The sequence below is a fragment of the Myxococcus sp. AM009 genome (genome assembly GCF_013372605.1).
Lineage (GTDB): Bacteria > Myxococcota > Myxococcia > Myxococcales > Myxococcaceae > Myxococcus > Myxococcus vastator.
Window position 1 is genome coordinate 1 of the sequence record NZ_JABXEP010000169.1, and the last position, 16,590, is coordinate 16,590.

A 16,590-nucleotide genomic window follows, 5' to 3' on the forward strand; every position below is an offset into this window, starting at 1 on the left:
GGTGGTGGGGGAGAGCGGGTGTGGCAAGAGCCTCACGGCGCTGTCCCTGCTGCGGCTGGCGCCCGAGCCGCCGGTGCGCGTGGTGGGCGGTGAGGTGCGCTTCCAGGGCCGGGACTTGCTGACGCTGCCGGAGACCGAGCTGCGCCGGGTGCGCGGCCGGCACGCGGCGATGATCTTCCAGGAGCCGATGACGTCGCTCAACCCGGTGTTCACCGTGGGCGAGCAGATTGGGGAGGGCGCCCGGCTGCACCTGGGCGCCTCGCGCGCGCAGGCCCGGGACAAGGCCGTGGAGATGCTGCGGCAGGTGGGCATCCCCGCGCCGGCAGAGCGCGTGGACGCGTATCCCCACCAGCTCTCCGGGGGCATGCGGCAGCGGGTGATGATGGCGATGGCGCTGGCGTGTGACCCGGCCTTGCTCATCGCGGACGAGCCCACCACCGCGCTGGACGTCACCATCCAGGCGCAGATTCTGGACCTGCTCGCGCGGCTCCAGGCCGAGCGGGGCATGGCGGTGCTGCTGATTACGCACGACCTGGGGGTGGTGGCGGAGAGCTGCGACGCGGTGGTGGTGATGTACGCGGGCCGGGTGGTGGAGCGCGCCCCGGTGCGCGCGCTGTTCGCCTGGCCCGCGCACCCGTACACCGCGGGCTTGCTGCGCTCGCTTCCGTCCCGGCGCGACGTGGGCGGCGCACCGGCTTCCCGGGCGCGGCTGCGGGCCATTCCCGGCAGGGTGCCGCCGCTGCGGCAGTTGCCCGCCGGCTGTGCGTTCCGGGAGCGCTGTGAACGCGCGCTGGACGTCTGCGCGCACGTGAAGCCCGCGCTGACGTCGCCCAGGGAAGGGCAGTGGACGGCCTGTCACAACCCGGTGCCCGCGCCATGAGCTCCACGCCGCTGCTCCAGGTCCGTGACCTCCAGGTGCACTTCCCGGTGCGCGCCGGTGTGCTCGGCCGGGTGCGCGGCGCGGTGAAGGCCGTGGACGGCGTGGACTTCGACGTCATGCGCGGTGAGACGCTGGGGCTGGTGGGGGAGAGTGGCTGCGGCAAGAGCACCCTGGGACGCGCGGTGCTGCGGCTGGTGGCGCCCACGGCGGGCTCCGTCCGTTTCGACGGGCAGGAGCTCACCGGGCTGTCCCAGCGGCGGCTGCGGCCGCTGCGCCAGCGGATGCAGTTCGTCTTCCAGGACCCGTATGCCTCGCTCAACCCCCGGATGACGGTCCGGGAGATTCTGGAGGAGCCCTTCGCCATCCACGGGCTGGCCCGAGGGCAGGGTGAGCGGGCGCGCGAGGTGGCGGAGTTGGTGGACGCCATGGGGCTGCCGCGCGAGGCCCTGGCGCGCTACCCCCATGAGTTCTCCGGAGGGCAGCGGCAGCGCATTGGCATCGCGCGAGCGTTGGCGCTGCGGCCCGACCTGGTGGTAGCCGATGAGCCCATCAGCGCGCTGGACGTGTCCGTGCAGGCGCAAATCGTCAACCTGCTGGTGGACCTTCAGCAGGCGCGGGGCCTCACCTACGTCTTCATCGCCCACGACCTGAACATCGTCGAGTACGTGTCCACCCGGGTGGCCGTCATGTACCTGGGCCGCATCGTGGAGCTGGCCCCGGCCGCGTCGCTCTACCGACAGCCGCGCCACCCGTACACCCAGGCGCTGCTGTCCGCGGTGCCCGTCGCGGACCCGGGCCACGCCCGGACACGCCTGCTGGTGCCAGGCGAGCCGCCATCGCCCCTGGCGCCGCCCCCCGGTTGCACCTTCCATCCGCGCTGTCCGCATGCCATGGAGCGGTGCCGGCGCGAGTCGCCCCCGTCCTACGCGCTGGGCGGTGGCCACTTCGCCGCGTGTTTCCTGGCGGAGGTCGCCGCGCGCGAGGCCCCGGCCACAGCCCCTTCTGGAGGAAGTCCCGGTGTTCTGGCTCAGCCATCATCATCCGGATGAGTACAACCGCACCTACCTGTTCGGCGGCGCGCGCGTGTGCGCGCGCTGCCTGGGGGCCTATCCGGTGCTGCTGGCGGTGCTGGTGGCCCTGTTCGCCGTGCGCGCCCCGCTGCGGTGGGCGCTGGACGTGCCCGTCGTCCTGGCGCTCACCGTTCCCGCGCTGGCGGACTGGGCGGTGGGCCGCTTCCGGCCGGCGTCGGGGAGCAACGCGGTGCGCACCCTGACGGGCGTGTTGCTGGGGGCGGCGCTCGGCCGCTCCCTGTACGTGCACCTGCAGCAGCCACTGCCCGCGGTGCTCCTGGCGCAGGGCGCGCTCGTGACAGCGGTGGCCGTCCCTGTCATTCTCGCCACTTACCAGAGACCGCGCCCGGGATAGACCCTGGCGGCCCGTCGCCCGTTAACTGTGCACGGGTGGCGGAGTGGGCCGGGTGAAGGTGGCTCCAAGGAGCGTTGGGGGAGTGTTGGGACCGGAAACCTCAGACGAGCGGCTGATGCTCGCCTTCCAGGCGGGGGACGCGCGCGCGTTCGAGGCGCTGGTGCGCAAGCACCGGACGCCGGTGTTCAACTTCATCTTCCGCTTCACGGGGCACCGGGCACGGGCGGAGGACGTGCTGCAGGAGACGTGGCTGAAGGTGGTTCGGAGCGCCGGCGACTACACGCCCAAGGCGAAGTTCACGACCTGGCTCTACACGATTGCGAGGAACCTCTGCGTGGACAGCGCGCGCAAAGAGAGCTACCGCCAGGCGTCTTCCCTGGAGGCACCCGCCCCGGGAGCGGAGCGGGACGAGTCGCGCCCCCTGGGGGAGGGCCTGCCGGACGCGGGGGCCAGCCCGGAGCGCGGCGCCTACAACGCTCGGCTGCGTCCCATGTTGGAGCGAGCCCTGGCGACGCTCCCGGACGAGCAGCGTGAGGTCTTCACCCTGCGCGAGTACAGCGGCATCCCCTTCAAGGACATCGCGGAGGTGACGGGAGTGTCCGAGAACACGGTGAAGAGCCGCATGCGCTACGCGCTCGACGGGCTTCGCCGCCGGCTGGCGGAGATGGGCGTCGACGGCGACCTCGCCGAGGACGGAAGGACGGTGGTGGGATGAAGCCGCAGAATCCGCATGCGCAGGAGGACCGGCTGCTCGACTTCGCCTATGGCGAACTGCCGGTGCCCGAGGCCCGCCTCGTCGAAGCCCATTTGGAGGGCTGTTCCCGCTGCACCCAGGCCCTGGACGACATTCGCGGGGTGCGCGCCACCATGTCCCAGCTGTCGGTGGAGCCCGCTCCGGACGCGGGGCTGGAGTCGCTGATGGCCTATGCCCAGCAGGCCGCGCGCCGCGCCGCCGCGGGCCCCGAGCCGAAGCCGTCCCGCTGGCGCCGGTGGTTCTTGCCCGTGGTGGGCCTGGCCTCCGTGAGCACCTTTGGCATCCTGACGCTCCAGGCCCGGTCGCCCGAGCTCACGCGGCCTGACTTGAGCGTGGCGAAGGTCGCGGTCGCGAAGGAAGAGCGGGCGGCCCCGCCGGCCGCTGATGGTTTCTCGCCGGCCGCGGCTGCTCCGGCCCCCGCGGCGGCGCCGATGGTGCCCGCCGAGGCGGAAGCGACGGGGTACGCCGCCCGGGAAGTGACCGCGCCAAAGAGCTCGAAGGGGGCCGAGCGGTCGCGGGAGCAGCGGCGGCTCGCGGAGGACTGGGCCAACGCGGGCAGTGGCGGCGGGCTCGACATGCGGATTCGGCGTGAGAGCGCGAGCAAGGCGAAGCGCGGGCCGCCAGCCGCGGCTCGCGCACCCAAGGCCGACATGCAGGCCGCGCTGGAGCCCGCGCCCATGGCGCTGGACGGCGCGCCGTCGTCGCTGGACGAGGAGTCCGAAGTCGCGAACGAATCGAAGGACCTGCAGACCCCGCCGGTGGATCGGGACGAGGCCTCCGGTCAGCAGGAGCGGCGCGTCGCGGACTCGCAGGCCCCCTGGTCCGTCCCCCCGCGCGACTCGCTGCGCCTGGGGTCCACGTCGCCAGCCGCACGAGGCGCCGCCTACGATGACGAGCTGGACGCGTCGGAATCCAAGGGCGCCCCGGGAGGCGCCGCCGCCCAGGGCAACGCCGCGCTTCAGCGCCCGGCGCCGGCACCGGTCTCCAAGAAAGCCGCGCCCCCCGCCGCGCCTCCACCGCCCCCCATGGAGCGCGCCTCCGTCGCGGAGCTGTCGCGCCAGGCGCGGGCGGCGTTCGAAACGGGGGAGGGGGCCCGGGCAGCCGGGCTGATCCGCGCGGCGCTGGCCGCGGGGGCCACGGGAAAGGAGCGCTGGGCGCTTCTGAACCAGCTGTGTGAGTTCGAGTTCGCCCTGGGTAGGCGGGCCGAAGGACTCGAGGCTTGCAATCGCGTGATACAAGAAGCGCCCGCCTCGGATGCCGCCAGAGCGGCGCGCCGGCGGGTGGAACGCGAGTCATCGGTCAATGAGCTGCCCGCTAAACCCGTGAAATAACGGGGCGTATTTTCTCATCAACTGGGAGGGAAACGTAGGCGCAGGTCTGTCCATTTGACCGATGCGCTTCTGAGACCTGTCCCTGGATAATGGTTTCATGGGACAGGAAGCACAGAAACCGCGGGCGCGAGGGGCGTCTGGCCGGCAGTCGGGTCAGGCCGCGGTGGAAGCGGCGATGATCATGCCGCTCACCGTCTTCATGACGCTGGGGATCATCCAGCTCACGATGATGCAGCACGCGAAGCTGATGACGGAGTACGCCGCCTATCAGGCCGCGCGCGCCGGCATCGTGTGGAACGGCAACAACGAGCGCATGCATGACGCGGCCATCGTGGCGCTGCTTCCCACCATGGGGCGTACCGACGACATCGTCGAGTTGGGGAAGACGTTCGTCCTCCACCAGCTCTACGACTCTGGCATGCGCATGCTGAACTTCGGCGGCGGCCGCGTGCCCCGGACGGTGAACGGGTCCAACCTGTTCGGCATCATCCGGGTGGACACCATCAGCCCCGCGTACTTCACGCCCATCGATTCGATGTGGAAGCTGCGCAGCGGCTACAACTGGCAGGAGCTGGACTTCGACGGCGCGGACTCCTTTCCGGAGGTGCCCTCGCTGGAGAACCACATCCGCAAGTTCTTCAACCTGCCGGAGCCTGACGACGCGGAGCTGGTGTTCCGCAAGTCCACGCGACTGACCATCCGCCTGCGCTACTGGTACCAGCTGCGCGTCCCGTTCGCGAACTCCATCATCTTCTACTCCTGGTTCGCCTCGAACGCGGGCATGGCGCTGCGAGGCGCCATTGACCGCGGCACCGTGGATCCGCGCGCGAACATGATGAACCGGCGTGGCAACCTCAACCCGTTGCTCGCTGGCGCCCGCGGCATCGAGCACGAGATGGGGTACGACTCCGTCTATCCGCTTGAAATGACCGTGCTCTGGATGCTGGCCAACGGCAGCATCCCGCTCGTCTCTGACCTGGCTGGCAAGCGGTACTTCATGCCGCTGACGGCCACGTACAGCATGCGCATGCAGTCCAACTTCCACCGCAAGTGGATCATGCACCTGAACCCCGACTGGGGTTTGTAAGAGGAAGAGGACTCCCGACCCATGTTCACCCGGACCCTCCGACAGAGCTTCCGCCGCCAGGAAGGCCAGGCCTTGGTGCTGGCCGCCTTGATGGTGTTGATCATGTCCATCGCCGTGTTGACCACGGTCAACATCGGTCACACGGTGCATGAACGCATCCGCCTGCAGAACACGGCGGACTCCGCGTCATACTCCATGGCCGCCATGGAGGCGCGCGCGTTCAACTTCTACGCGTACGCCAACCGCACGCAGGTGTCGCACTACGTGTCGGCGATGATGTGGCAGTCGCTGCTGTCACTCATCTATTCCGCCGAGGCGTTCCTCACGGACATCTACGGCTTCATGCGCACGTTGAATCCCTGCGCGGGCAAGACGAACAACCTCTTCTGGAAGATCGCCTGTCCCATCCTTGAAAACGTCATTCCGTACGTGAGCGCGGTCATCAAGGCCATTGGCCGGATCATGACCGCGTACCGGAACTACTTCCTCAGACCCATCCAGCAGGTCATCACGCGACTGAATCCGGACCGGATCATCGGTGAGTGGATCATCCCCGCGCACCGGGTGATGAACGGCGTGATGTACTTCGCGTCGCAGGCGGTGATGATGTCCGCGTCCACGCACGTGACGCAGACCACGCAGACGGTCATCGACGACAACGACAGCAACATCTCCTCGCTGGCCAGCCAGCTGGCGACGGGGCTCTACAGCCAGTGTCTCTTCAGCCAGGCGCACAGCCCGCACGCGGGTGGCAAGCCGCTGGCACCGAACACGTGGAAGAACCCGTTCGGTGCGCTGGACGTGACGAAGAAGGCCGCCAACGACCCCATCGCCCGCGCCAAGCGCTCCATGGGTGGCATCACGAACGCCACGCGCTACGCCTGTGACGCCAACGGTGGCGCGTGCCCCCAGGGCTTCATCACCAGCCGCCGCATGGGTGACCTGCTGCCGCTGCCGGACATGCTCAGCTTCATGCGGGACTTCTTCAACGGCGGCGTCAACATCCCCGGCATCTTCGAGTTCGGCAAGATTGGCCAGACGCGCATGCTCTCCACGGGCTTCCCCAACGCCAACGCGGTCCGCGCCGGCCGCGGCCCCGGCCAGGAAGGCCGCAACTACATCCGCGACTGGAACGACAACCTGAACCCCTGGGGCATGACGGCTCAGGGCGACAACATCGGTTCAGATGACCCGTACTGGCTCAAGTTCGGCCCGCCGGAGATCGACGTGGGCGTGGGCAAGGCGGACAACCCGGTGTCGTGCACCAAGAAAGACGACTACTGGAAGTGCTTCGGCGACAACCGCAAGGGCAAGGGGGACAACAACACCTCCAAGCTTCCGTACAAGCACATGACGAAGACGAGCATCTGGGCGCTCAACGACACCGACAGCGGTCGTCACCGGGGCGGCATGCACTGGCGCGTCAACTACCCGAGCAACCCGGAGCGCTGGTCCGGCCACATGCGGCCGGGTGGGGCCGAGCGTGACGTGGGTCTGCACCGCTCGCGCATCTGCGTGCTGGAGCTCGCGTTCGTGTGCTGGGCCAAGACGGACGTCTTCGCGGCCAACGTGCGGCCGGTGCAGGACGGTCACCACCGCTGGGGCGGCCTGACGCCGTTCATGCACTTCGAGCCCGGCCAGCTCGGCTCGGTGTGCAACCCCACCGCCAACGCCTCCATGAGCGAAGGGGCCAAGCGCCAGGCGGACTTCAACCAGCCCACCGCCTGGGTGGCGCTGAACAAGGACCCGGAGCAGGTCGTGAACCGGGAGAACAAGGACGGCACCGGCACCAACGCGCCCGCGCTGCTCAACGATGAAGGCAAGGTGAAGTTCGCCTTCACGCCGGACACGGACGGTCTGGAGATGCTGAACAACCGGAAGAAGTTCCTGGGCCTGGTCGAAGGCCTCAACGTCATCTCCCGCGGCCAGTCCTACTACCACCGCCCCGGCAACTGGGCGGAGCAGCCCAACTTCTTCAACCCCTACTGGCGCCCGCGTCTGGCGTCCGTGTTCCAGGGCCGGAACTCACTGCCGAAGATTGGTGAGATGATGGATGCGCTGCCCGGACCGCTTCAGGGCATTGCCCCGAAGATCATTACGCACTGAGGACTGCCATGCGTGCCCGTCTCCAATTGCGCTCGCGCTCAAGAGGTGCCGCCACGGTCGAGTTCGCGCTCTCCGTGCCGCTCCTCGTGATGATTCTGATGTTCAGCATGTACCTCACGGAGTTGGTGAGGGCGAAGCTCAAGCTCCAGGAGGCGGCGCGCTACGCCGTCTGGGAGATGACGAGCTATGCGCTCTCCGACTTCGCGAACGGGCAGCACGACAATGCCTTCGAGGACGCCCGCCAGGAGGCCCACGAGGAGTTCGTCGAGCGGTTCAAGGACATGGACTCGGTGGAGCCCAACGGCACCGGCGGCAACTTCATTGCCCGCTACACGGACGTGACGGCGACCATCACCAACAAGGAGATCACCTTCCTGGAGAGCGGGATGCTCGGCAGCCCGAGCACCAGCGAAGGAGGCGGCCTGGCGGGCGCCATCCTCAGCCCCTTGAACAACGGCATGGGATGGGTTTTGAACCAGTGGGGCTTCAACAACCGCGGCTGGGTCGAATCCGAAGTCGAGATGAACTACGAGAACACCATCCTGCCGACGCGGTACCTCGACAAGAGCGGTGGCAACGGCGGCTTCTTCCAAGAGAACATGATGGGCGGACGCGACCTGGGCAGCCTGCGGCTCAAGTCGAAGTACTCCATGTACGCCAACGGTTGGCACATGCCGGACGGTGGTGACGCCATCATCCGTGGCCGCCGCGCCGGTCAGCACACCGGTGGCTCCCTCAGCCAGCCGCACGGCCTCTACCGCCAGGTGGACCGGATGGTGTTCCTGGGCTTCGCCTCCACGTTGGACAGCCTGGGCATCGGCGCCATCCTGGACGTGGTCGCCTCGGTGCTCCCCAACTTCCTGGGGACCTTCGTGGTGTCCCGGAACTACGGCGTGGGCGACTCTCAGAAGGGCGACTGCACCGGCCTTGCCCAGTATGACGCGAAGGCCAGCAGCGGCCTCCACGTCATGCACAAGCGCGGCCTGGAGCTGACCGACCACGAGCGGCCCAACTGCTTCGACACCGCGCCGTTCCGCGACGAGATGACGTACGCGAACAGCAACTACATCAAGGTCTTCAACGCGCGCGGCGAGTTCTACATGGGGTGCAAGCGGGCCATGGCGGATGACCCGACCGACCCGGATGCCCGCCCGGAGTCCACGCAGAATGACGAGCAAGACCAAAAGATTCCCTGCGAGTAGGGCGGGGGCCGTCCGGACGGCGCTCCTGTGCGTGGTGCTGGCCTCCGTGCCAGCCGCCGCGGAGCAGGAGCTGCCCGTCTATCCGGGCACCATCCACACGCGCATCGGCAATGACCTGGTCATTGGCGGGGAGTACTACCGCCTCGCGTACTTCACGACGCCGGACTCCATGGAGAAGGTGGCGGCCTACTTCGCCCGGAAGTGGCAGGAAGAGGGCTACCCCACCGTGGTGGAGGGGGACATGCAGGACGAGGGCGTGGTGTCGGCGCTCTATACCCGCGAGGGGCTCCAGCGCGGCGTCGTGCTGCGCAAGCACCTGGGCAAGACGGTGGGCTTCACGGCGCTGCGGGACTTGTGGGTGCGCCCGCCCAAGAAGCCGGCGCCTGGCCTGGTGACGCTGGAAGGCGCGCTCTACAGCCAGGACCTGGCCACGCGGGATGACCCGGGTGGCTCGCAGAGCCGCACCACGCTGGTGACCGGAGAGCTGACGAAGGTGCAACAGCAGGTGAACGCGGAGCTGGAGCGCCGCGGCTACGCGCCCGTGCGGCAGTCCGCGCTCAAGATGGGCGGCGGCACGCAGCTGACCATGGAGCACGCTCGCAAGGGTGAGCAGGTGGTGACGACGATGTCTCCCGCGGAGGAGGGCGTCACCGCGGTGGTCCAGATGTGGATTGGCTCGGACCGCCCGGACGCGGTGCCCAACGACGCCGCCGTGCGCCAGAGCCGCGAGGCCTACGAGAAGGACCAGGCCCAGAAGAAGGAAGGCGCGAAGTGAGGACCCTGCTCGTGGTGGCCGCATTGGTGCTGGCGTTGCCGGTCCGCGTGGAGGCGAATCCCGCGCGGGAGCTGGTGCAGCACATGTCCCGCGGCGCCCGTCCGGCCCGGCTGGGCGACTGGGTGACGTACCGCTTCAACGGCGGCGGTGTGCGCGTCTATTACTGGCGCCTGGCGGTGGTGGGGGAGGAGAAGGACAAGGAGGGCCGGGACGCGGTGTGGGTGGAGATGGAGGCCGGAACCCATCCGGCCATGAAGTCGCCGCTCGCGCAGATGCGCATGCTGGTGGCCCGGGAGGGCGACGAGATTCGCTATGACGCCATCTCCCGCCTCTACATCGGGACGGGCTTCGGCAAGCCCCAGGAGTACTCGGACGAGGCGCTCCAGCACGTGCTCAAGCAGGAGGAGGCGGACGCGAAGAAGGCTCAGGCCGCGCCGCCGGAGAAGCAAGCGCCGCTGCCCAATGGCGTGAAGCCCACGACGCGCTCGGGAAAGGAGTCCCGGTTGATGACGCTGGCAGGCACCGTGGCGGCCGTCCCCGTCGAGGTCGTCATGAAGAACACCGTCATCAAGCGGATGTGGCTCAGCCGTGAGATTCCGCTGCTGAACCTGGCCAAGATTGAGATTCCCGGCATCGGTCACGCCATGGAAGTGGCGGAGTACGGAATCGACGCCAAACCCCGCATGCGCATCCCCGCTCCAGACGCACCGAAGATAAAGCTGGAGTACGCGGATGCTATACTCGATGACCTGCCCGGCGACGCGGACGACGGGCACGGACACGACACCTCTGAGGACACGCCGTGAACCACCCGAAGACGCTGCGTTCCCGCGCCCGTAACCGTCGCGGCCAGGCCATGCTGGAGTACTCGCTCCTGAACTGGATTCTCGTCGTCGCGCTCATCGTCGGCGCGTCGGTGAAGGTCCGCTGGACGGAGGACCGGCAGTCCAATGTCATCGACCTGTTCATGGAGGCGTACCAGATTTATTACGACTCCTTCTACTTCGTGCTGAACCTGCCGTTCCCGTGACGGTCGGCAGTGAGGTGGGGCAGCCGTCCCCGCTGGGGCTGCGGCTGGTGCACGCCGTCCTGTTCATCGCCTTCGCCGTGGGCGTGGGCGTGGCGTCCGTGCCCGAGTGGACGCACCTGACGCGGGCCTTGAGTCAGCCCTTCCACGCGGGCTCGGCGCCGCGCTGGCTGGTGCTGGCCGGTTCACTGCTGGCGGTGGTGGGCACGGCGCGCCTGGGCTGGGCGCTGATGCGGGGCCGGTCCGCGCCGCTGTGGGCCTCCGGTGTCATCCTCCTGGGCGTCATGGGCACGCTGGCCGGCGGTCGCCCGGAAGGGCTGGAGCAGTCCCGCTCCGACGTGGCGGCCAACCTGGAGCTGCTCCGCGTGGCCCGGCGCGTCCACCTGCTGATGGTGCACGAGCTCCAGTCACATGGAGAGGCGCCTCAGTCGCAGGACGCGTGGCGCACCGCGCTCCAGCAATCCGGCGCCAGCGAGGTCCGGGTGTACACGCGCGCCTTCCTCCCCGTCTACCCACAGGTCGCGTGGCTGCCCTCCGAGAGCGCGGTGCCGGAGCCGCTCGTCCCGGGGCAGCTCGCGGTGCACGTGACGTCGGATGGCGTGGGCTTCTCGGTGCGGCTGGTGGGGCTTCACCAGGGCCAGCCGGCGCTCCTCAAGGACGACCAGGGGGCGACGCTGGTGCTTCGAGGTCTGTACAACCCGGACCTTCCTCCGCCCGCGCAGCCCGCGTTTCCGCCCACTCCCTGACACCTCGCGCGCTCAGGAAGGTTGCGGGTGCCGTGAGACTCAGCCAGTCTCGCCAGACCTCATGACGCGGCGGCCCCGGCCGGTGGGACGTCCTGGAATGGGGGAAGGAGCGCGCAATGGCGCAGGCGGCATGGAAGTGGATGGTTGTCGCGGCGGCGGTCGGAGCAGGGGTCCTGGCATGCGACGGCGATGACGACGGTGGCGGCGACAATCCGCCACCGCCGCCCACCGGGTTCGACGCGGGCGTGGATGTCTTCCGCCCGGGCCTGGGCGAGGACGAAGGCGCGCCGCAGGGCACGCCGTTCTCCCTCCCTGAAGGCGTCAGCTTCGCCGGCACCCTTCGCGGCGCCGCCGAGGTCACCGGCGAGTGCGAGAACGCCAGCGTGGAGTCACAGGGCTCGGGCGCCACTGTCCGCGTCTGCGTGCCCCTGCGCAACGACACGGGCGCGCCCGTGGAGGTGGTGTTCCCTCCAGGGCTCGTCGTCGTGTCCACCTCCGAGGGCCGCGGCCAGAACGGGCTGCTCATCGAGCGCACCGTCCTCACCGTGCCTCCCACCCCTCCGGGCCCGGGGGGGCGGGACGATGCCGGTACCTCGGACGGCGGGGTGGAGGAGAACGCCTATATCGTTCCCCTCTATATGTACTGCCTGAACGAGGAGCGGGACCCCTCCAACCCCTTCATCACCTACGCGGTCGGCCCCGTCACGTCGGATGACGCGCTGCAGGAGCTGCTGGGGCTCCTCCAGGGGAAGCGCATTGACAGCGCCGACGACGTGGGCGTGGTGCAGTACGCCATCTACAGCATCACCGAGGGCCGCGGCCTGACGACACCGGACCGCGACGCCATCGACGACCTCTGACGCGGTACGACGTCACGTCCCGGATTGCGCGCGATACGGAGCTGTCGCGAGAGGTGGTTTTGACACCCGGTGTATCGCACGGCTAACATCACGCGCCATCCGCTGATTGCACTACACTGTATTCCAACACCCGCTCTGGACTCCACTTCGGACTCCACCGTCGCCGCCGAACGGCTCCCCCCCGTTCTGGAGGTTTTTGAACCATGCTGAAGGGCAAGACTCCGCTCGTCGTCGCGCTTGTGCTGGGCCTGCTGGCCGGCGTCATCGCGTATTCCGCCATCAAGAAGAAGGAGGCGGATGTCCGCCGCGGATGGAACCTGGTCCCAGTCGTCGTGGCGGCCCAGGACGTCCCTGAAGGTACGGTCATCACCTTTGAGATGATCTCCCAGCGCTCGGTTCCCGAGCAGTTCGTGACGTCGTCCGTGGTGCGCCCGGACTCCGCTTCCTACATCGTGAACCAGAAGGTGCTGGTGGCGCTGCAGGCGGGTGATCCGCTGCTGTGGAGCCAGTTCGAGACGACCAAGGCCGCCGAGCGGCTGTCGTCGAAGGTGCAGAAGAAGGCGCGCGCCCTCACCATCGAGGCGAAGCACACCACGTCGGTGGGCGGCTGGATTCGCCCCAATGACCACGTGGACGTGATTGGCACCTTCCGCGATCCGCAGACGGACGAAAACGTCGCCGTGACGCTGCTGCAGAACGTCATCGTCGTCGCCACGGGCAAGATCACCGGTACGACGAACGTGAACCTCATCCCGGAGAACCAGCGCGAGTACAACAACATCTCGCTGATGGTGCTGCCGGAAGAGGCGGAAATCATGGTGCTCGCGGTGGAGCTCGGCCAGCTGACGCTCAGCCTCCGCAACGAGGACGACGTGGACCTCATCGAGGAGCGTGGCCGCGCCACCATCAGCACGCTGCTGTCGGGTGAGCGCACCCGCGTGCTGGAGCAGAAGCGCCGCGAAATCATCCAGATCATCAAGGGCGGTGCCGAGCGGGCCGCGGGCGCTGGCGCGCCGTGATGGCGTGCGTCGTCCACCCTCGCTCTTAGGGAAGCGCGCACATGCTTGCTGGAATCGTCCTCCTCCTCGTCACCGGCTCGGTCTTCTTCTTCAGCCTGGTGATCTTCAGCGTCCTGTCGAAGGCGTATGAGCAGTACCAGGAACGCTACGTCGCCAAGTCGATGAACGACTTGAGCGACATGTTCCTCTTCATCGATCCACGCCAGATGTTGATCCTCAACATCGCGTGCATGTGCTTGTTGGGGATCCTGACGTACATCATCTTCAACCCCATCATGGCGGTGGTGGCCACGGTGTTCGGCTTCTTCCTGCCGATGCTGATGGTCAAGCACTACCGGAAGCGGCGCATCAAGAAGTTCAACGTGCAGCTGGTGGACGCACTGCAGGCCATGGCCAACGCCTTCAAGGCCGGCCTCACGTTCCCCCAGGCCATCGAGCATGTGGCGCGCGAGGCGATGCCGCCGCTGTCGCAGGAGTTCGGGCTCTTCGTGAAGGAAGTGAAGCTGGGTGTTCCGCTGGAGGAGGCGCTCATCAACATGGGCCGCCGCGTGGGCAGTGACGACCTGGAGCTGGTCGTCGTGTCCACGAACATCGCCCGTCAGCTCGGCGGCAACATGGCCGAGATGTTCGAGACGATCTCCACGGTCATCCGCGAGCGCTTCCGTCTGGAAGGCAAGATCGACGCGCTCACCTCGCAGGGCAAGCTGCAGGGGTGGATCGTCGCGGCGATGCCCGGTGTGCTCGGCATGGTGCTCAACTACATGCGGCCCGACCTGATGGAGCCGATGATGGACCACATCTTCGGTTGGATCCTCGTGATCATCATCGCCATCATGGAAGTGATGGGCATCCTCATCATCCGGCGCATCGTCAACATCGATATTTGAGAGGTGCACCGTGGACGATGTCCTGACGCCAATGTTGATCGGCAGCTCGGCGCTCCTCTTCGCGGGCGCCGTGGGCTTCCTGGGCCTGGGGCTGTACCAGACGCTGCTGGAGCGCTTCCTGTCGGAGGTCCGTGACGAGTCCACGGGCGGCATGAAGGGCTTCGGCTCGGTGGCCATCCGCCGCCTGGGCGCGATGAACCGCCGCTTCATGTGGCCCGGCTACGAGGCCAAGGCGCGCCGCAACCTCATCAAGGCGGGCGAGCCGCAGGCGTACAAGCCCGAGGACATCATGGCGCTGCAGGAAGTCAGCGCGGTGGTGGGCCTCATCATGGGCCTCATCCTGCTCAACGGCTTCGGCGTGAGCATGGTGTGGGCGCCGCTGTTCCTGCTCTTCGGCATGTACTACCCGCTGATGTGGCTGAACGACCAGGTGAAGAAGCGCCACCTGCTCATCAGCCGCGCGCTGCCCTACAGCCTGGACCTGCTGACGCTGTCAGTGGAAGCCGGCCTGGACTTCACCGCGGCGCTGGCCAAGGTGGTGGAGAAGGGCAAGCCGGGGCCGCTGCGCGAGGAGCTGCAGCTGGTGCTCAAGCAGCTGAAGATGGGCAAGACGCGTGAAGAGGGCCTCAAGAGCATGATTCTTCGCGTGGACCTGCCGCCGCTGACCACCTTCGTCACCGCGCTCATCCAGGCGGACAAGATGGGGACCAGCCTGGGCAAGGTGCTGCGCATCCAGTCCACGCAGATGCGCATCGACCGTACCCAGCGCGCGGAGAAGCTGGCCGGCGAGGCGCCGGTGAAGATGCTCTTCCCGCTCATCGCGTGCATCTTCCCCACGGTGTTCATGGTGCTGTTCGGGCCCATCGTGTTCCAGTTCATGTTCGGAAACGTCGCGGGGTAGCGCCCCGTGCCCATCCTCCTGACCATCACCCAGGGGCTCCAGCAGGGACGGGAGCTCACCTTCGAGGCGGCCGAGGTCAACATCGGCCGCACCTCGGAGAACGACCTGGTGCTGCACGACCACGGCGTGTCGCGCAGGCACGCGCGCATCGTGCTCCGCGGCGACAAGTACTTCGTCGCGGATATGGGCAGCTCGAATGGCACCGTGCTCAACGGGGGGCTGCTGTCGGGAGAGCAGCAGCTGCGGGATGGGGACAAGATTGGCGTGGGCCCCGTCGAGTTCACCTTCGTCTGGGTGCCGCCGGAAGGGGACGAGGACGCCACGCGGCCCATCCGCCGGGGCGACCCGCTCCCCGTGGTCGACCCGGACGCCACCCGTCCCATTCGCCTCAACGACCCGATTCCCGCCCAGAGCGGCATCGTGCTGCCGGAAGGCTATCCCACCGCGCAGCAGCCCGCGGTGGTGCCGGTGCGTCCGGGCACCGCCGCCGTGGCGAAGGCCGAGTCCGGCGCGGGGCAGACGGCGGCGGAGCGCGCGCGCCGTCGCCGGGAGCTCGAGGGTACTCCGGCGGGCAGGCTGCTCCTGTGGTGGGGACAGCTGTCGATGCCGGCGCGGCTGGGCGTGGGCGCGGCCGGAGGCGGCCTGGTGCTGGCGCTGGTGGGCGTGCTGGCCGTCTTCTTCATGCCCAGGAGCGAAGGCCGGGCGTCCGGCGTGGAGCCGGAGGACCTGGGCTTCGAGGTGATTTCAGACTCGTTCGGGGTGGGCGAGGGCGTGACGTGGGAGAACCCGGACCACAAGTCGTTCGCCTTCCAGTTCGTCACCCCGACGCGGGCGGTGGCGGTGGTCCACTACATGGCCAGTGGCATCTCCAAGGAGGAGGTGTCGCTGGTCGTCAACGGCGTGGACGTGGGCTGGGTGCCGCCGGACGTGAATGCGGTGACGGAGCGCGGGCTGGAGCAGATTCTCCCGCCTTCGGCGCTGAAGCGGGGCGAGCTCAACTCCGTCGTCTTCGACAATGTCCGCAATCCGCCGGGGCGGGACACCTGGCGCGTGTGGAACCTGCGCCTGGAAATCATCCCGGTGCCGGAGCTGCCGCAAGACGAGCTGCTGGCCAAGGCGCGTCAGTACGTCGCCGCGGGCGCCCGCTTCTATGCATCGCGCGACGTCGGCGCGGAGAACCTCTTCAAGGCGTGGCAGCAGTACCGCTTCGCCTGGGTGACGCTGGAGGCGCTGGACACCAAGCCGGACATCTATCAGGACGTGCGTTTCCAGCTCGGCCAGGTAGCAACCGAGCTGGACCACAAGTGCAGCCAGCTGATGCTCGATTTCCAACGCAGCGTACAATACCGGAATGCGCGGACGGCTCGGGCCGCGTTGCAGGAAATGGGTCGACGCTTCCCTACGGCCGAGCATCGCTGCCACAATCTAGGTTTGCAGTTGGCTTACGAGCACGAGCTGTAGGCGCGTGCTCACTTCGACAGGAAGTCGGTGATTCGCATGTCCAACGGTTCCCCTCCGGCACGCCGCCGGCCCCCCTCTGGGGCGCCCTCGGGTGGGACCGGGTCCCGTCCCGCCGTGCGCAGGACGTCC

17 protein-coding genes are annotated in these 16,590 nt (G+C 68.2%); all 17 read left to right on the forward strand.

Annotated elements, in window-relative coordinates; translation table 11 throughout:
* On the forward strand, positions 1 to 880 hold an 880-nt coding region (locus HV824_RS29950), incomplete at its 5' end, for an ABC transporter ATP-binding protein (RefSeq protein ID WP_176424803.1).
* Complete coding sequence (locus tag HV824_RS29955) at positions 877 to 1,929, forward strand: ABC transporter ATP-binding protein (protein WP_176424804.1); 1,053 nt, start codon at positions 877 to 879, stop codon at positions 1,927 to 1,929. The genes HV824_RS29950 and HV824_RS29955, both read left to right, overlap by 4 nt.
* On the forward strand, positions 1,898 to 2,305 hold the full coding sequence (locus HV824_RS29960) for a DUF2085 domain-containing protein (protein ID WP_176424805.1): 408 nt from the start codon (positions 1,898 to 1,900) through the stop codon (positions 2,303 to 2,305). The genes HV824_RS29955 and HV824_RS29960 overlap by 32 nt, the downstream gene beginning before the upstream one ends.
* A gap of 82 nt (positions 2,306 to 2,387) precedes the next feature.
* Positions 2,388 to 3,020, forward strand: a complete 633-nt coding sequence (locus HV824_RS29965; protein ID WP_176420890.1) for an RNA polymerase sigma factor — start codon at positions 2,388 to 2,390, stop codon at positions 3,018 to 3,020.
* A complete protein-coding gene (locus HV824_RS29970; protein ID WP_176424806.1) occupies positions 3,017 to 4,390 on the forward strand; it encodes a zf-HC2 domain-containing protein in 1,374 nt (457 codons plus the stop codon). The genes HV824_RS29965 and HV824_RS29970 overlap by 4 nt, the downstream gene beginning before the upstream one ends.
* Positions 4,391 to 4,487: 97 nt before the next feature.
* Complete coding sequence (locus tag HV824_RS29975; RefSeq protein ID WP_176420888.1) at positions 4,488 to 5,477, forward strand: TadE/TadG family type IV pilus assembly protein; 990 nt, start codon at positions 4,488 to 4,490, stop codon at positions 5,475 to 5,477.
* A 21-nt stretch (positions 5,478 to 5,498) separates the two neighbouring features.
* Complete coding sequence (locus HV824_RS29980; protein ID WP_176420887.1) at positions 5,499 to 7,583, forward strand: Tad domain-containing protein; 2,085 nt, start codon at positions 5,499 to 5,501, stop codon at positions 7,581 to 7,583.
* Between the two features lie 8 nt (positions 7,584 to 7,591).
* Positions 7,592 to 8,785, forward strand: coding sequence for a TadE/TadG family type IV pilus assembly protein (locus HV824_RS29985; RefSeq protein ID WP_176420886.1), 1,194 nt, complete (start codon positions 7,592 to 7,594; stop codon positions 8,783 to 8,785).
* The gene (locus HV824_RS29990) at positions 8,751 to 9,560 is read left to right on the forward strand and encodes a hypothetical protein (protein ID WP_176420885.1); all 810 of its coding nucleotides are present in this window, start codon (positions 8,751 to 8,753) and stop codon (positions 9,558 to 9,560) included. Before HV824_RS29985 ends, HV824_RS29990 begins: the two co-directional genes overlap by 35 nt.
* Positions 9,557 to 10,366: a hypothetical protein gene (locus HV824_RS29995; protein WP_176420884.1), complete on the forward strand. Its 810-nt coding sequence runs from the start codon at positions 9,557 to 9,559 to the stop codon at positions 10,364 to 10,366. Before HV824_RS29990 ends, HV824_RS29995 begins: the two co-directional genes overlap by 4 nt.
* Positions 10,363 to 10,590: a hypothetical protein gene (locus tag HV824_RS30000; RefSeq protein WP_176420883.1), complete on the forward strand. Its 228-nt coding sequence runs from the start codon at positions 10,363 to 10,365 to the stop codon at positions 10,588 to 10,590. Before HV824_RS29995 ends, HV824_RS30000 begins: the two co-directional genes overlap by 4 nt.
* Positions 10,587 to 11,333: a hypothetical protein gene (locus HV824_RS30005; RefSeq protein WP_176424807.1), complete on the forward strand. Its 747-nt coding sequence runs from the start codon at positions 10,587 to 10,589 to the stop codon at positions 11,331 to 11,333. Before HV824_RS30000 ends, HV824_RS30005 begins: the two co-directional genes overlap by 4 nt.
* Positions 11,334 to 11,449: 116 nt before the next feature.
* A complete protein-coding gene (locus tag HV824_RS30010) occupies positions 11,450 to 12,193 on the forward strand; it encodes a hypothetical protein (protein ID WP_176420881.1) in 744 nt (247 codons plus the stop codon).
* Between the two features lie 203 nt (positions 12,194 to 12,396).
* Complete coding sequence (gene cpaB / locus HV824_RS30015) at positions 12,397 to 13,212, forward strand: Flp pilus assembly protein CpaB (protein ID WP_163786281.1); 816 nt, start codon at positions 12,397 to 12,399, stop codon at positions 13,210 to 13,212.
* A gap of 41 nt (positions 13,213 to 13,253) precedes the next feature.
* Positions 13,254 to 14,099, forward strand: a complete 846-nt coding sequence (locus tag HV824_RS30020) for a type II secretion system F family protein (protein ID WP_011554643.1) — start codon at positions 13,254 to 13,256, stop codon at positions 14,097 to 14,099.
* 10 nt (positions 14,100 to 14,109) lie between these two features.
* On the forward strand, positions 14,110 to 15,000 hold the full coding sequence (locus HV824_RS30025) for a type II secretion system F family protein (RefSeq protein WP_176420880.1): 891 nt from the start codon (positions 14,110 to 14,112) through the stop codon (positions 14,998 to 15,000).
* A 6-nt stretch (positions 15,001 to 15,006) separates the two neighbouring features.
* Entirely contained in the window at positions 15,007 to 16,461 is a 1,455-nt protein-coding gene (locus tag HV824_RS30030) for an FHA domain-containing protein (RefSeq protein WP_176424808.1), read from the forward strand.
* Positions 16,462 to 16,590 lie beyond the last annotated feature (129 nt).

Bases quoted from the DNA above. Each gene is read 5' to 3' on its own strand.
- HV824_RS29955 (WP_176424804.1), top strand. From the start codon at position 877: ATGAGCTCCACGCCGCTGCTCCAGGTCCGTGACCTCCAGGTGCACTTC.
- HV824_RS29970 (WP_176424806.1), top strand. From the start codon at position 3,017: ATGAAGCCGCAGAATCCGCATGCGCAGGAGGACCGGCTGCTCGACTTC.
- HV824_RS29975 (WP_176420888.1), top strand. From the start codon at position 4,488: ATGGGACAGGAAGCACAGAAACCGCGGGCGCGAGGGGCGTCTGGCCGG.
- HV824_RS29980 (WP_176420887.1), top strand. From the start codon at position 5,499: ATGTTCACCCGGACCCTCCGACAGAGCTTCCGCCGCCAGGAAGGCCAG.
- HV824_RS29985 (WP_176420886.1), top strand. From the start codon at position 7,592: ATGCGTGCCCGTCTCCAATTGCGCTCGCGCTCAAGAGGTGCCGCCACG.
- HV824_RS29990 (WP_176420885.1), top strand. From the start codon at position 8,751: ATGACGAGCAAGACCAAAAGATTCCCTGCGAGTAGGGCGGGGGCCGTC.
- HV824_RS30010 (WP_176420881.1), top strand. From the start codon at position 11,450: ATGGCGCAGGCGGCATGGAAGTGGATGGTTGTCGCGGCGGCGGTCGGA.
- cpaB (WP_163786281.1), top strand. From the start codon at position 12,397: ATGCTGAAGGGCAAGACTCCGCTCGTCGTCGCGCTTGTGCTGGGCCTG.
- HV824_RS30020 (WP_011554643.1), top strand. From the start codon at position 13,254: ATGCTTGCTGGAATCGTCCTCCTCCTCGTCACCGGCTCGGTCTTCTTC.